Source organism: Thomasclavelia spiroformis DSM 1552 (assembly GCF_025149465.1).
GTDB lineage: Bacteria > Bacillota_I > Bacilli_A > Erysipelotrichales > Coprobacillaceae > Thomasclavelia > Thomasclavelia spiroformis.
This window is the reverse complement of the sequence record NZ_CP102275.1, coordinates 1232972-1247088: the sequence shown is the minus strand read 5'-3', so window position 1 is coordinate 1247088 and position 14117 is coordinate 1232972. Positions and strand designations below refer to the sequence as shown.

The following is a 14117-nucleotide window of genomic DNA, read 5'->3' as shown; positions in this document are numbered from 1 at the left end:
TCCTTTAACTAAACGTTAAAGGATATGTTTAAAAATTATTTTGTTTTATTTTTTTTAGCAAGAGCAGGCATAATTGCTCCTAATCCAACTAAAATTATAGGTGTAATAATGTTCATTGCAATTTCAAATGGACTTCCCTTAAGCATTCCTAGTCCACAGCAAATAGCTGTAATTGCAAAACACCACCAACCAAAAAATTTCGCAAGTACTTGATTTTTAGTAAAACGATATTCAGCAGGGAATTTATCAATTGCCTTGCGTAAAGCAATATAAGCAATAAACACCCATAAATAACGAAGTGGCATACATACCGAATTTAATTGTGTTAAGAATTTTAAAAACGAAGTAACACTGTTGATTCCTAAAGCTGGTACTAAAATTAATGGTGTTACAATAGCCACTACTAACCATATACCGTTTACATATGCACCTTTATCATTTTTCTTCAACAACTTAGTAGGAATATATTGTCTTGCATCTTCATTATCTAATAACATTCTAAGTGGTGCATCAATAGAAATAACTAATGTTGATAATTGACCAATCATATTACAGATGGCATAAATAATCATAAATGTATTTCCAATGCCATAATACTCGCCTAATTTTTGGAATGACCAATAAGCACCATTTGCAATATACGAATCAAAGTTTGCATTGATATCTGCAACATTAAACATCATTCCCATTGAAATTGTTCCCAGTATTGCACAAACAATAACCATGATTGCAAGAGTAATCATTCCTTTAGGGAATCCCTTAGATGGATTTTCAACTTTATTTACATAAGGTGAAATCTTTTCACAACCCCCAACTGCAAAAACTAAAATAGATAAAGATGTAAAATACTCTAATCTAAATGATGGAATTAAGTTTTTAAAACTCCAGTCAATTGTTTGATACCCACCATTTGGATTAAGTACAGGTGCTGCCATCATTAAGATAATAAATAGAATTGACATAACAAACATCGAAGATCCTGCTAATGTCGCAAGTGATTTCAATGGGTTTAATCCTCGAGATGCTACCCATGCAAAAAATAAGAAAACAATCAGCGTAATAATTTGAACTAATCTAATATCCAAAGAATCATAAAAAGATGAATTTTGGAAAAGAACCCAACTTAACGCTTTTAATCCTCCTGATGCTTTAGATGCAATATAAGGCATATGTACAACCCAATATGTCCATCCAGCATAATAAGCTAGTTTCGAACCCATTGTTTCATGAATCCATGAACTAACTCCACCACCGGCATTTTTAAATGCTGAACCTAATTCTCCAACCATTAATGCATAAGGTACAAAATACAATGCAAACATCATGATCCAGCTAAAAATTACCTGAATACCGTTAAAGTATACAAATCCATTTACTACGTTTCCAAATCCCCAAACTGTAGAAAACGCCATAAAGGCTAAGTTATACCAAACGATTTTTTTCGAATTTGACATAAATAACCTCCATCTAATATTACAAATAAATGTTTTGTTTTTAAAACATTTATTTGCTTTTCAATTATATCAAATTACTATGATTTTCCCTATTAATTTATATTTTTTTATTAATCTAATAAAAAGTAGTTATTTAATATAATTCATTAATTTTGACTTTAGCGTTTTCAACTGACTTATCATCAGGAACTATCATGTATAAATCAGAACCATAAATTGGTGAATATAACGTTTGTCCATTTCCATTAACACTTTGCTGTTGAATTGTCCAAGGACTCATATCATCTAACTGCATTCTTACTAAACTAATTATTTGTTCATCAGACATGTTAGTTTGAAAAGAAACCTGCAATTTATCCATTAATTCACTATAATTGCTGATTATTGCCGGTGATAAAATTTTATTAATAATTCCTGTAATTACTCTCATTTGATTTCTACCACGTTCTTTATCACCATCTTCAAAAGAATATCTTTCACGTGAAAATACTAATGCTTCTTCACCATTTAAAGTAATTTTTCCAACCTCAAAGTTTTTAAATGCTTGAGGATTATAAACTTCGATACCACCTAAACTATCAACAATATCGATTAAACTATCAAAATTTACTCTTATAAAATAATCTATATCAATACCAAAATAAGATGCAACATTTTGCATTGTTTCATTAACTCCATATAAGCCTGAATGAGTTAATTTATCTCTTTGACCACCAAGAACATTAAATGGAATATAATAATCTCTTGGAACACTAGTTAATAAAACCGTTTTTGTAGTTGGGTTAACCGTTATTATCATATTAACATCAGAACGTGATTTAGTTGTAATTGAGCCATATGTATCTATTCCACTGACATAAACATTAAAAGTATTTCTAGTAATATCATTATTTTCAGGAGAATCTATTTGAGTAATATATTGTTTTGAATAGATAACTCTTGTATCATTAGAAAAATCAGGAAAATCTTCTTCAATCATGGCTCGATATGATTCGTTAATAATTATACAATCAACATCATTATTATATAAAGCATTTACTAGTGTTAACACACCACTGTATACTTTGGGTTGAATGTTTTCGTTGTTTTCTCTTTGAAGTTTTTCAATTGTTTTATCTACTGATTCATCATCAGTAGCAAGAGTTGAATATATTTTTCCTTTTAAATCTTGGGTGTATTGATATGTACTATTTGCTTTTACAATAATTGAAACACTGTCTGTTTCTACATGAGTTTGAGTTTTAGTTAAAGCATTCATTGTTTTAGAAAAAGTATAGTTTAAAGGTATTAGTAATAAGCAAAAGATAATAATAAGTATTTTACCTGTAAGTTTTATTTTTTTATTTTTTGCTTTATATTGGCTTAAAATAAATAAAAACAAGATAGCTATAATAACAATCATAAAAATAATGATGTATTTTGTTGATAAAATAGGATATTTAATTAACTGATACCCAAGCCGCAATATAACAATAATTAAAACAATCATAAAATATGTTCTAATATCTTTAAATATCTTATTCATTGTTCCCTCCACTTTTAATTTTGATCAATAAATGTAATTTTTTTATTTTCAATAATAGCTTTAGGGTGCATATATAATAATTTATCTGCATATTCAATACCATAATTCAATTCCAAATAATCTTGAATTTCATTCATATTAGGACGACGATACATACTGCTATGACCATCACTAGCTACAACTGTTACTAAACGGTAATCTAATAATTTCTTTGCAGTTATTTGGGTATTTTTACCAAAATGACCCAATATACTGCCTTTATTGATTTGAATTAAACAGCCAAGTTTTAACCATCGATAAATAATCCAAGGTTCTTTTTGAACATTTACATATCTTTCAGGATGAGCAATAAGTGGTATTTTACCAATCTTTAATATTTCTTTTAAAATCATTTCAATATCACTTACAGTATCATCAAAATAAAATTCTATCAAATAATATCTTGACTTATTTAATCCAATAACTTTATTATTTATTATTTTTTCAACAAGATCATTACTTGCTAAAATTTCCATTCCTAAATAAATCTTTAAATCAATTTTATGTTTAATTAATTCATTTTTAAAACGACTAAATGTATCAATTAAATTATTTCCATTATAATTTTTAAAACCATTGATTTGATTACTATGAGGCGTTACAACCATTGCTTTTACTCCACTATCGAATGCAAGTTTGGCCATATTAATTGCTTCATCCATGCTATTAGCCCCATCATCTAGATTAGGTAAAATATGAATATGTGTATCAATCATAACTTACTCCTTATATTCACCGCCTTTACTATATCTATATTGATTATATCCATAACTATAATGACCGTATTCTGATGATTTTTTAGTATAAATATTAAAGACATACCCCATAAAACAACAATCTTCTTTTAATATAGATAGTCCATTTTGTATCTTTTGATATGGTAGAAAATCATATTTTACAACATATAACAAAGCATCAGAATATTCTTGGATTAAAGTAACATCTTGAAAGATTCCACATGGTGGAGTATCAATAATTACATAATCAAATTCTTTTTTCATTTTTTCAATAAATTTTTTAAAATCCGGATGACTTAAAACAGATACAGGATTATTAATCGGTTTATCATTTCCTATAAACCAAAATTTTGAATTATCTAATTTACGAATATTTTTTAATACATCACCTTTTTGTAAATATAAATCAACTAATCCTTCATTATTATCACATTTAAGAATTTTGGCAATTGATTGTCTACGTAAATCAGCATCAATTAATAAAACACGTTTACCATTAGCTGCAAATGTTTCTGCTAAGTTTATTGTAAGGGTTGTTTTACCTTCGTTTGCAGCTGTACTAGTTACTACTATTACTTTATGTTCTTCTTTTTTAAAAACTCGTTCTAAGCGTATTTGTAGTGAACGCATATTTTCTTTGAAAGCAAAAGAAATTCGTCGGTCATTGATCGATATTCTTGTTTGTTTGTGAATTTTACGAGCTTTAAATTTCACTTGTGGAATTGTTGCCATACAGTTTAAATTTGTAATTCGTTTCATGTCTTCAGGATTTTTTACCGTTTTTCTAAAAAGCGCCATACATCCTAAAATTATTGTTCCAGATACCAAACCAATTATACCACCTACAAGAACAGTATTTGTAAAAGTTAATTTGTTGTAAGGATCTGTTGGAAGTTGTGGATTATTGATCATATGAAATTGAATTTGCCCTAAAACAAAACGTGCAACATCAGGATAAATTTCAATTGCTGATGTTAAAATCGACATTGCATCTTGAGGACTGTTACTTTCTACACCCATAGTTACGATATTAGATTCACTAACTGTACTGGCACTTAAAGTTCCATTTAAACTATTAACACCTAATTCATCAAGTAAAATACTTCTAAAATAGCTACTATCAAGAATATATGGAAAGGTTTTAGATAATTGATCAGCAGTATTTTGTGAATAATAATAACTGTAACTTCCGGTATTTTCACTATCAGTTGCAACTGTAAAAGTTGCTTCACAACGATAAATTGGAGTATAAGTAAGATAACGGAAAGTAGAAAAAGCAATAGTACATATAACAATAGTTCCTAAAAATACGCCCCAATAGTCTTTAAGTATTTTTAAAAAATCATGAATTAGTTCACTTAAATCAATTTCAATGCTATCGTCTTCCATCATTGATTCTTTTAATCTTTGTTCATCCATGATATCACCTACTTTCATGTCTATGGGTTTTATAATCATAATAACTATAACCATAGTCATTATGACGAATTTCATCATCTATAAACATATTTAAAGCAAACCCTATAAAATCACAGTCGCTTTGCCAAATTAAATCAACAGTATCATTTATAATTCTAATATCTGTCCAATCTTGACGCACAAGTAAAATTGTACTGTCAACAACTTCCATCCATACTTCTGCATCTACGGAAACAGATATAGGTGAACAGTCAATTATAATATAATCAAATTGCTCTTTTAACTGGTCTATTATTTTTTTTAAAGTAATAACGTCCATTAATTTTGAGGGATCATCAACAGCATGGTAAAGAAACAATTCGTAGATATTGCTTTTTTTATTGAAATATATGCTTTCTTTTAAAGTGGCTTTTCCTGTTATAACATCTTGTAAAGGATTAGTATCTAAAACTTCTTTATCAAATATTTTATATTGTGCTGGTTTTCTAAAATCACCATCTATCAATAATACTTTTTTATTTTTTTCAACAAATGATAAACAAATATTAGCTGCAACTGTTGATTTACCTTCATTTTCGCCAGTTCCAGTAACTAAAAGTACTTTAAAATTATGTTTATCAAAATTATGTTCGATTCTTGATGACATTCTTCCATTTGCTTCAACAAAATTCATGCTTGCAATAGGAGAACTGATAAGCAATGATTGTTTGGATTTTTTTAAATGTTTATTTCTTTTTTTCTTTTCATAAGGAATCACACCAACAACTCGACCATCTAATAATTTTGTAGCGTTTTCACTACTTTTAAGTGTATGACGAAATAAATATAGACAAACAATAATTCCAGCGACAGCTACTCCACCTAATAATGCGATATAGTTACGATAATTGATCAATCTTGAACTATTTGATGGTGTAGTTGGAATTGAAGGTTCTTGTAATACTTGTAATGTAGCATTAGTAAACACATAATCAGAAACTTCATCATAATGTTTTAATGCTGAATTCATAAATTGGTAAGCATTTTGAGGATCTTTAGAAGTAACATTTAATACTAATAAATTAGTTTCTTGAATTTGATTGCATGTAATCGTTCCTTGATTAGTTTTCCCAATTTCATTTTCCACTAATTCTAATAAAACATCACTTTGAAAAACTTCTTTAATAATATCAGCCATTTCATTAGCCATTGCTAGTGAAGTATATGTATCACTAGTTCCTTGAGCATTTACTACTAAAGTTGTAGAAACTGTATATTCAGGGATATAAACTAATTTTCCAATTCCTGTAGCTGCTAGATACAAAGAAATTACGATAAGGACAATTATCCACCAATTTTTTAATAAATCCCTAATAATACCTCGATAGTTGATTGAATCTAAATTAATTTCATCTTGATTCATATTTATGATTGCCCCCTTTCTTTGAAATTATTGTACAACTACAGTTAACCATGTTTCACCACTTGTTCCTGAATAACTAGCACGATAATGAATTTCATAAATACCAGGTGTAGTATTATCAACATTTGATTCAATTTTAACAACACGATGTAGTGTTCTACCTTGAGCACTTGTAACACTTTCAATATAATCAGCAGCATCGATTGTTTCACCAGGATTTATATAAATAATTCCCTGTGTTAATTTAATGTCAATTTGATTGTTTTCGCTTTTAATAATATGAACAGGTAACTCAATTGTTGATGTATCACCAAAACTATTAGAAACTTCATAAACACTATGATAAGTTCCCGCAACTGAATAGTTGATATCGTTACTTGTATTTATAATTGATTCATTTATTTCTCCATCGATTATATCATTTGCAATAATTCTTTCTTTAAGAAGGGTTGAATTACCTTCTCTTTCAGTAAATACTAATGGCTCACTAGTATTAAATCTTGGTGCATGATAATCACTAAAATGCACCTTTCGTGTATAGCTAGCTGAATGATTAGAAGAATCAAAGACAACATAAGTAACATTACAAACACCAGGATTAATAAATCTTGACATGCTTCCTACTACAATTTTACTTGTTAAATCACCATCATCTTGATCATAAGCACTTAATCCTTCTAAAAGCTGACTTTCTGTATAGTTACATGGAACCTCTAAAACATCACGATCACTTGTTATTTCTGGTATAGATGAATCACTACTTATTAATTCTTTTACAACTGCAATAATAAAAATTAATAAAGATACGCAAAATATTACAATAACTGTACGTTTTAAAATCCTCATGTACATCCTCCTTGCATTAAAAATCTTTAAAAAATCTAAATATCCAATTTCACTAATCATCTCCCTTTAAAAAACGTGTTACTTCTTCTTGATTTGCTTCATGAATAGAACCATTAGAAATCTTATAAACACGATGACACATTGAAAAAACACTAGGGCGATGCGCTGCTACGATTATTATTCTTAGAGGGTCATGTTCTAAAATATTCTTTAATACTTTCTTTTCTGTAGCTATGTCTAAAGCACTTGTAGCTTCATCTAATAATAAAATTGGGGTACTAACCAGTAGGGCTCGAGCAATCGATAATCTTTGTTTTTGTCCCTGTGAAAAACGACGTCCAAGTTCTCTTACTGGGGTATTGATTCCCTCAGTTAATTCCTTAATAAATTCCCATGCGCAAGACATTTTTAAAACTTGAATAATTTCTTGTTCTGTTGCCTCAGGCTTTAGCATTTTAATATTATCAGCAATTGTTCCTGAAAACATTGTGTTTTCTTGAGGAATATAACTAAATAAACAGCGGGTTGCTGAAGAAATATCAATCATTAAACCATTAGGATTACCAACTTTTAAACTACCTTTACGAGGATGAAATAGTCCTAATAATAAATTCAATGTCGTAGTTTTCCCTTGTCCACTAGGTCCTAACAACCCTATTATTTCCCCTGGATGAGCATATAAAGAAGAGTTTTCATAAACTGGTTTTCCTTCTTTGTACCAAAAACTTACATTATTCATATAAATCTCAACACCATATTTACTAGCTTCATTTAAAATCAAACGAGCTTCTTTATCATCTTTTACTTCTTCTCTAGGAAGATCAATAATTTCAATGATTCGTTGAGCATTAATACAAGCTCTGACCAATGTTGGAACAAGATTGACAATTGAACTAAAAGATCCTCTAAGTGATCCCGCCATTCCTACAAACATTGTCATCGTTCCATAACTAATTGCTCCACTAGCTAAACGAAATAGCGCGTATCCATAACAAGCATAACCAATGACTTGGCCAACTAATGAAGTGATAATTGTACCAAATGTTTGATATTTGTTTTGATCTAATGATATTTTCATTGATTTTTGTTGTACATCATGAAAATCATTAATAAATTTAGGTACTAGACCAAAAGCTTTAATCATTTGCAGATTTTGAAATGTTTCCTGATCAAAAGCCATTTTATTACTTGAAAAATCTTGATTTTTCTTAGTAAACTCACGCATTTTACGCATTGTATATCTTGATGTAAATAATGTAATAGGTGCTCCCATCAAAGCAATTAATGCCATTATTGGATCATTTTTCATCATAATCCAAAATGCACTAAAAAAACTTATAAAAACAGAGATGACAGTTGGGATAAAAGTTAAAATACTGTTTGCTACCATTCCTGCATCTCCATTAATTCGATACAATAAATCTCCAGTACGATAATCCAAAAGATATTCCCAATCTGTTTGTATAATCTGTTTAAAAATATCTTCTCGAATTTCAGTTTGAATCTTTAATTGAATTCTTAGCGATATCCGTGTTCTAATCACATTAATAAAAATTTGACCAACACCTGTACCAACGTACATACCAATTACATAAACAAGATTTTTAGAACTCTCTCCAGTTACAACATCAACAAGATCTCTAGAAACAACTGTTGTTCCTAATCCTAACAATGATCCTGATGTCATCAAAAACGTATAAATTGCAATCAATATCCAATATCTCTTTACATAAGTACTCAACCAGAGCAATTGATCAAACAATTCATTTAAACGTCCTTCTTTAATCCTCTTAATAATATGCTTAATTCTTTTCATCTATAAATATCACCTGCTTAACTAACTCAACTGACTCTTTGTCAGCTTTATTTGTTAGCTCATAAACAGGAACATTTCTCAACAAATGATCTAAAGTATCTAAACATAAATCCATCCCATTTTCTAACCACATAGGATAAATAATGTTATTACTAACTTCACTCACTTTTTCAAAACCATCTAATTTCCTAATCCTATTTTCATTTCCTTGTTTTAAAACAACTAAGCCTAAAACAGGAACATTTCTATTTTCACAATATGGAGATGAACCACACCATGGGGTTCCCCATCCAATAAACTCATTACTTTTATCTTCAACAAATACACAATCACCATTAATAATAAGTGCATCTAAATATTTATTCCATAACTCTGCCTGAGTTGTTTTACCAATACCAGATGGCCCTAAAAACATAATTCCTTTACCTTTATATTCAACTAATGAACTATGAATTTGTATTATATGTTTTTGCACAGCATGAGTGTAAAACAACTGCATTGTAAAAGCATCAAAACTTTCGGACTGATTCATTTTTATAATATTTGCTTTGCTCCAATCTTCATTTACAACCATAAAATCATTACCATTCATAATAAGATGTGTATTAGTATCTTGAAGATCGACATACTGTAGACCATTAAAAAAATCATACCCACGATAAAGAAAAATCTTTATATCAAAATTATCTAAATTAAAATCATTAAATTTTCTCCAGCAATTTTTTTGATAAGGGTATTTTATATATAAGTCAAAATTGATAATTTTATATTTATTCATAATTTTTTAGTTATTGATTTTTATCATTCAAAATTATATAAAATTTATAATTAAAAATGTAAACATATAATATACTTATATTGTGATCGTTCAATCTAATGTATACTATATTTTATGCTTTTGTAACACAACTCATTTCTTTAGATTGTATATCTATAACTAGACGCGAAATTAAATTAGCACCTAATCCTGTTGTTTGCGATTCTAATTGCTCAAGGTATTGTTGCCATTGTGAAAATACATTGTTAAGATTTGGATTTTCTCCTAGTCCGTTCACATATTGTTGGAATGCATCATCATTATTTGCATATACTCCTCCATTAAATACATTTACAGGAGAACCAGAAAAACCACTATACCAGCCAGTTCCTATAAATCCACCATCAGGGGTCCAATGAAAAAAGTAACCTTCTACGGTAGTTGCACCAGATGGAATTGAATTTGCACTAGTTGATACTGAGTGCCCACTTACTCCATCATATTGATTTGATTGAGGTACTTTAACATAGTTTGTTTCAGTTGCCATATTTTATTCCTCCTTAACTTCTTTATAATATCCCTTTAATTTTTGACAATATTCATTATTTATTTTATTAACGCTTCCAGAATGTGTTGCAAGTGTTGCAGCACATTTAAAACATACACTAGATACCTTACATGCTTTACATTCTTGAGGCCAATCTAGGTTATCTTCATATTCTATTAATTGCCCCCACGCTTCATTAAAACTTAATGTTTCAATTGAGATATTTGGTTCTGTTAAAAAACTACAAAATCCCATTTTACCATCCCAAGTAATCCAATATCCTAAACGATAATCTTGACAATACGTACATGGTTTTCTTTCTATATTAATAGGATTATTTAAGTAATGTTTGATTTCTTCTTTTTTATATTGATCAATTTTATCTTGGACGACTATTTCATCTAGATTTATTTTTTCATTTCTAAAAGAATTTTTTATACCACCGGTTGATACCCAAGGTAATTGATTAATATAGGCATAGAAAGCCATCTTTTTTATGTCATCAAGATTTTGTTTTGTGATTGTACTTACTAATTGAATTGGTATATTCATCTTTTTTAGTAATTGAATACTTTGGTGAACTTTTGTAAAGCCATTATCTATTTGACATACTTTTTTATATGTTTCGTTGCTTGAACCATATAATGTTATTTTTATCAATCTAGGTGGATAGTTTTCAAATAGTTTTTGATATTTAGGAATTAGCGATGCATTTGTTTGCAAAGTAATAAAAAATCCCATTTTTGATAACTGTGTATATATTTTTCCAAATTCAGGATGTAGTAATGGTTCTCCACCAGTAATACATAACCATGTTGTTCCTGCCTCTTTTGCTTGTTTTGCAATATCAATCCATTTTTTTGCAGATAATTCTTTTCCATATTTTGGAATATCTTTTTCTGATAAATGAACATAACACATTTTACAATTAAAATTACATCTTGGTGTTAGTTCAAAAGTTCCAGATATTGGTATCGCATCATCGAAAGCTTTTTGCCATACTTGTTTATAAAATGGATCAAGCCATTCCATACGATTACATGCTGGTTCAAATTTATATGCCATTATTTTTTAGGGACACGTACATATACGCTTCCTCGAACCCTTCCATCATCGATAATATAATTATCTGTTAATAGTTTGATATAGCCTTCAACATCTTTACGAGCAGTTTCCTCACTTACTCCATCGTAATGTTCCACTATCATTTTAACAAGATCATCAATTTCAAATTCGTTATTTTTCATATACTCCCATAAGTATGCAGCTGAAGATGAAATATAAACAATTGAAGTGACTTCTTGTACTCTTTTTCCAACTGGAACAATTACGTGTTGATCTGCAACTTCACGTAAAATTAAATCACTTTTTAATTTCAATTGCATCCCTCCTTTTATTAAATCAATAAATATAAGATTAAATATCCTTATATATTCTATTGTAGTCCATGCATTGTTTATTTGTCAAATTTTTTCGTGAAATAGAAAAATTGCTCGTCAAGAATACATTTAAAGCATTATATTTAAAAAAATATATATTATTTGATAGAATATAATTAAGGATATGATGCTTGCAAACAAAGAATTATTAAGTAATGAATGTGTTGAATTAAGTAGACAATTTATTAAAGATTTTTATAATCAAGATACTAATAAATATTTCGATTTAATAGATGATAATTTTATGTGGGTCGGTGCTTTTGAATTTATGTACATTTATGGAAAAGAAAAAAGATTCATGGACTCTTTTACACATTCATAGTTCTCATGCTCGTGATATACCTTTAGAATTTGATAGTGTTTATCAAACTCCAAATATTAATGAATATACATCTTGGTTTCAATATCTTAGAGCAATTGATTTCAATGATACTAAAGATAAACGAATCCAATTCTAAGATCTCAATAGTACAACGCATTATCTTTTACCCTTTGAGATTATTTATATTTAATCAAACGATAAAATATGTACTATTTATACTTTTGGTGATAGCATAAATATAAGAAGTTCCACAAATAATATTTCAAAATATGTTTCATTTTTATTACATGTTCATAAAAGATATTTAGTAAATAACTACTATATAAAATCAATAAAAAGATACCAAATAAAACTTATTAATGGGATTACTATTCCAGTTAGTCAAAAAATATTTAAATATAAAAAATAAATTAAAATCATTAACTTACAATTTATAGGAGAAACTTATGAAGCAAGTACAAACAATTCTTATGCATATAATATCTTGTTTTATGCATGATACAGATTTTCAACTATCCAATCAATTAACTAAAGAAAATTGGCAAGAACTATATGAACTTTCAAAAATTCATTCATTACTCCCAGTTGCATATGAAACCATTAAAACCAATGAATCATTTTTAAAAACAGATGAAGAATTTAAACATAAATGGCAAGACGAAAGTACATCATTAGTTGTTAAACAGATACAACTTAGTGATGCTTTTTTAAACATCTATCAAAAAATAAAAAATAATAATATTGATTGTATTGTTACAAAAGGAATTGTCTTAAGAGAACTTTATAATAAAAAAGAATGGCGAGTATCTGGTGATGAAGATATTATTATAAAAAAAGAAGATTTTAATAAAGTGTGTCACATACTACTTGATAATCATTATCAAGTAGTTAATGAAGTTATTAATGATAATGTACAAGTTACTACATTTATTGATCCTGTTTCTACTTTAAGTATTGAATTACATTTACAGTTATTTGGCAATGATTCTTATTTAGGTTTTTTGAATAAGTATTTTGAAGCTATTTTTGTTAATAGTAAAAATATTGAAATTGATGGTGTTTCAATCCAGGTAATGAATGAATTTGATCAGTTATTTTATTTGATTTGTCATTGTTTTAAACATTTTATTAATAATGGAGTTGGATTAAGACAATTGATGGATATTGGGATGTATAGTATAAAAAATTATGAATTTGTTGATTGGGATAAATTATTTAATTTTGCAAATGAATTTAATATAAGTATATTTATTCATTGTATATATAGTGTACTTGAAGATTTTTATAACGTTAAAATGAGTGATATCAATTATCCTAAACATTTAATTGATAAATTAGATTATACTGATTTTTTAGATGATATTTTTGATAGTGGTGTATTTGGTCTTTCAACTAAAGAAAGAGTTTATAGTAATTTGATGACTAGAAGAGTTTTAAATGAGCAAAACAAAAAAACATCACTTATATCCCTTATTTTTCCATCAGCTAAAAATTTAAGAGCTGGTTATCCTATTTTATATGATAAACCATATCTACTTCCATATGTATGGATAAAACGAATGAAAGGCTTTATTAATCGGTATAAACGCAGTAAAAAAGAAACTGATCTAGATATGAAAAAAGCAATTGAATTAGGTAATAAACGTATTTCATTATTAAAAAAATATAAAATCATAAAATAAAAAGACTAAATGAACAGTTTTTAAACTATTTGGTGCTCTAAATAATTAGGAACCCTTTAAAATATCTGTCGCTTTTTGGAGGAGAGCCTGTAAATTATTTTGTGTAAATGGTACTATGTCAAGAAAAAGTAC

At 28.1% G+C, this 14117-nt stretch carries 14 protein-coding genes; 3 read left to right on the top strand and 11 right to left on the bottom strand.

From position 1 onward, the window contains the following. Window positions 1-35 precede the first annotated feature (35 nt). From NQ543_RS05745 to NQ543_RS05695, 11 genes are all read right to left on the bottom strand, one after another. On the bottom strand, window positions 36-1454 hold the full coding sequence (locus NQ543_RS05745) for an amino acid permease (RefSeq protein ID WP_004609813.1): 1419 nt from the start codon (window positions 1452-1454) through the stop codon (window positions 36-38). Window positions 1455-1587: 133 nt separating this feature from the next. Then, window positions 1588-2979 (bottom strand): LCP family protein, encoded by a 1392-nt coding sequence (locus NQ543_RS05740; RefSeq protein WP_039904205.1) that lies wholly within the window; start codon window positions 2977-2979, stop codon window positions 1588-1590. Window positions 2980-2993: 14 nt separating this feature from the next. Then, complete coding sequence (locus NQ543_RS05735; protein ID WP_004609815.1) at window positions 2994-3734, bottom strand: tyrosine-protein phosphatase; 741 nt, start codon at window positions 3732-3734, stop codon at window positions 2994-2996. Window positions 3735-3737: 3 nt separating this feature from the next. Further along, on the bottom strand, window positions 3738-5174 hold the full coding sequence (locus NQ543_RS05730) for a polysaccharide biosynthesis tyrosine autokinase (RefSeq protein ID WP_039904163.1): 1437 nt from the start codon (window positions 5172-5174) through the stop codon (window positions 3738-3740). Between the two features lie 4 nt (window positions 5175-5178). Further along, window positions 5179-6576 (bottom strand): polysaccharide biosynthesis tyrosine autokinase, encoded by a 1398-nt coding sequence (locus tag NQ543_RS05725; protein WP_004609817.1) that lies wholly within the window; start codon window positions 6574-6576, stop codon window positions 5179-5181. Window positions 6577-6603: 27 nt separating this feature from the next. Next, complete coding sequence (locus NQ543_RS05720; RefSeq protein WP_039904164.1) at window positions 6604-7422, bottom strand: DUF5011/hyalin repeat domain-containing protein; 819 nt, start codon at window positions 7420-7422, stop codon at window positions 6604-6606. Window positions 7423-7474: 52 nt separating this feature from the next. Next, complete coding sequence (locus NQ543_RS05715) at window positions 7475-9238, bottom strand: ABC transporter ATP-binding protein (protein WP_004609819.1); 1764 nt, start codon at window positions 9236-9238, stop codon at window positions 7475-7477. Further along, complete coding sequence (locus tag NQ543_RS05710; protein WP_004609820.1) at window positions 9225-10016, bottom strand: phosphoenolpyruvate carboxykinase (ATP); 792 nt, start codon at window positions 10014-10016, stop codon at window positions 9225-9227. The genes NQ543_RS05715 and NQ543_RS05710 overlap by 14 nt, the downstream gene beginning before the upstream one ends. A 112-nt stretch (window positions 10017-10128) precedes the next feature. Next, window positions 10129-10542: a hypothetical protein gene (locus tag NQ543_RS05705; protein ID WP_004609821.1), complete on the bottom strand. Its 414-nt coding sequence runs from the start codon at window positions 10540-10542 to the stop codon at window positions 10129-10131. Between the two features lie 3 nt (window positions 10543-10545). Beyond that, a complete protein-coding gene (locus tag NQ543_RS05700; protein WP_004609822.1) occupies window positions 10546-11607 on the bottom strand; it encodes a radical SAM protein in 1062 nt (353 codons plus the stop codon). Continuing rightward, a complete protein-coding gene (locus NQ543_RS05695; protein WP_004609823.1) occupies window positions 11607-11927 on the bottom strand; it encodes a PqqD family protein in 321 nt (106 codons plus the stop codon). The genes NQ543_RS05700 and NQ543_RS05695 overlap by 1 nt, the downstream gene beginning before the upstream one ends. A gap of 314 nt (window positions 11928-12241) precedes the next feature. Here NQ543_RS05695 and NQ543_RS05690 point away from each other — a divergent pair, with 314 nt between their 5' ends. From NQ543_RS05690 to NQ543_RS05685, 3 genes are all read left to right on the top strand, one after another. Continuing rightward, window positions 12242-12439, top strand: a complete 198-nt coding sequence (locus NQ543_RS05690) for a hypothetical protein (protein WP_148344865.1) — start codon at window positions 12242-12244, stop codon at window positions 12437-12439. A 66-nt stretch (window positions 12440-12505) separates the two neighbouring features. Further along, the gene (locus NQ543_RS12105; protein ID WP_083784283.1) at window positions 12506-12712 is read left to right on the top strand and encodes a LytTR family transcriptional regulator DNA-binding domain-containing protein; all 207 of its coding nucleotides are present in this window, start codon (window positions 12506-12508) and stop codon (window positions 12710-12712) included. Window positions 12713-12749: 37 nt separating this feature from the next. Then, complete coding sequence (locus NQ543_RS05685; RefSeq protein WP_004609826.1) at window positions 12750-13985, top strand: nucleotidyltransferase domain-containing protein; 1236 nt, start codon at window positions 12750-12752, stop codon at window positions 13983-13985. Window positions 13986-14117 lie beyond the last annotated feature (132 nt).

What these genes read in the sequence shown, in the direction of transcription:
- NQ543_RS05745 (WP_004609813.1), bottom strand. Translation starts at nt 1,454, where the DNA reads ATGTCAAATTCGAAAAAAATCGTTTGGTATAACTTAGCCTTTATGGCG.
- NQ543_RS05740 (WP_039904205.1), bottom strand. Translation starts at nt 2,979, where the DNA reads ATGAATAAGATATTTAAAGATATTAGAACATATTTTATGATTGTTTTA.
- NQ543_RS05735 (WP_004609815.1), bottom strand. Translation starts at nt 3,734, where the DNA reads ATGATTGATACACATATTCATATTTTACCTAATCTAGATGATGGGGCT.
- NQ543_RS05730 (WP_039904163.1), bottom strand. Translation starts at nt 5,174, where the DNA reads ATGGATGAACAAAGATTAAAAGAATCAATGATGGAAGACGATAGCATT.
- NQ543_RS05725 (WP_004609817.1), bottom strand. Translation starts at nt 6,576, where the DNA reads ATGAATCAAGATGAAATTAATTTAGATTCAATCAACTATCGAGGTATT.
- NQ543_RS05720 (WP_039904164.1), bottom strand. Translation starts at nt 7,422, where the DNA reads ATGAGGATTTTAAAACGTACAGTTATTGTAATATTTTGCGTATCTTTA.
- NQ543_RS05715 (WP_004609819.1), bottom strand. Translation starts at nt 9,238, where the DNA reads ATGAAAAGAATTAAGCATATTATTAAGAGGATTAAAGAAGGACGTTTA.
- NQ543_RS05710 (WP_004609820.1), bottom strand. Translation starts at nt 10,016, where the DNA reads ATGAATAAATATAAAATTATCAATTTTGACTTATATATAAAATACCCT.
- NQ543_RS05705 (WP_004609821.1), bottom strand. Translation starts at nt 10,542, where the DNA reads ATGGCAACTGAAACAAACTATGTTAAAGTACCTCAATCAAATCAATAT.
- NQ543_RS05700 (WP_004609822.1), bottom strand. Translation starts at nt 11,607, where the DNA reads ATGGCATATAAATTTGAACCAGCATGTAATCGTATGGAATGGCTTGAT.
- NQ543_RS05695 (WP_004609823.1), bottom strand. Translation starts at nt 11,927, where the DNA reads ATGCAATTGAAATTAAAAAGTGATTTAATTTTACGTGAAGTTGCAGAT.
- NQ543_RS05685 (WP_004609826.1), top strand. Translation starts at nt 12,750, where the DNA reads ATGAAGCAAGTACAAACAATTCTTATGCATATAATATCTTGTTTTATG.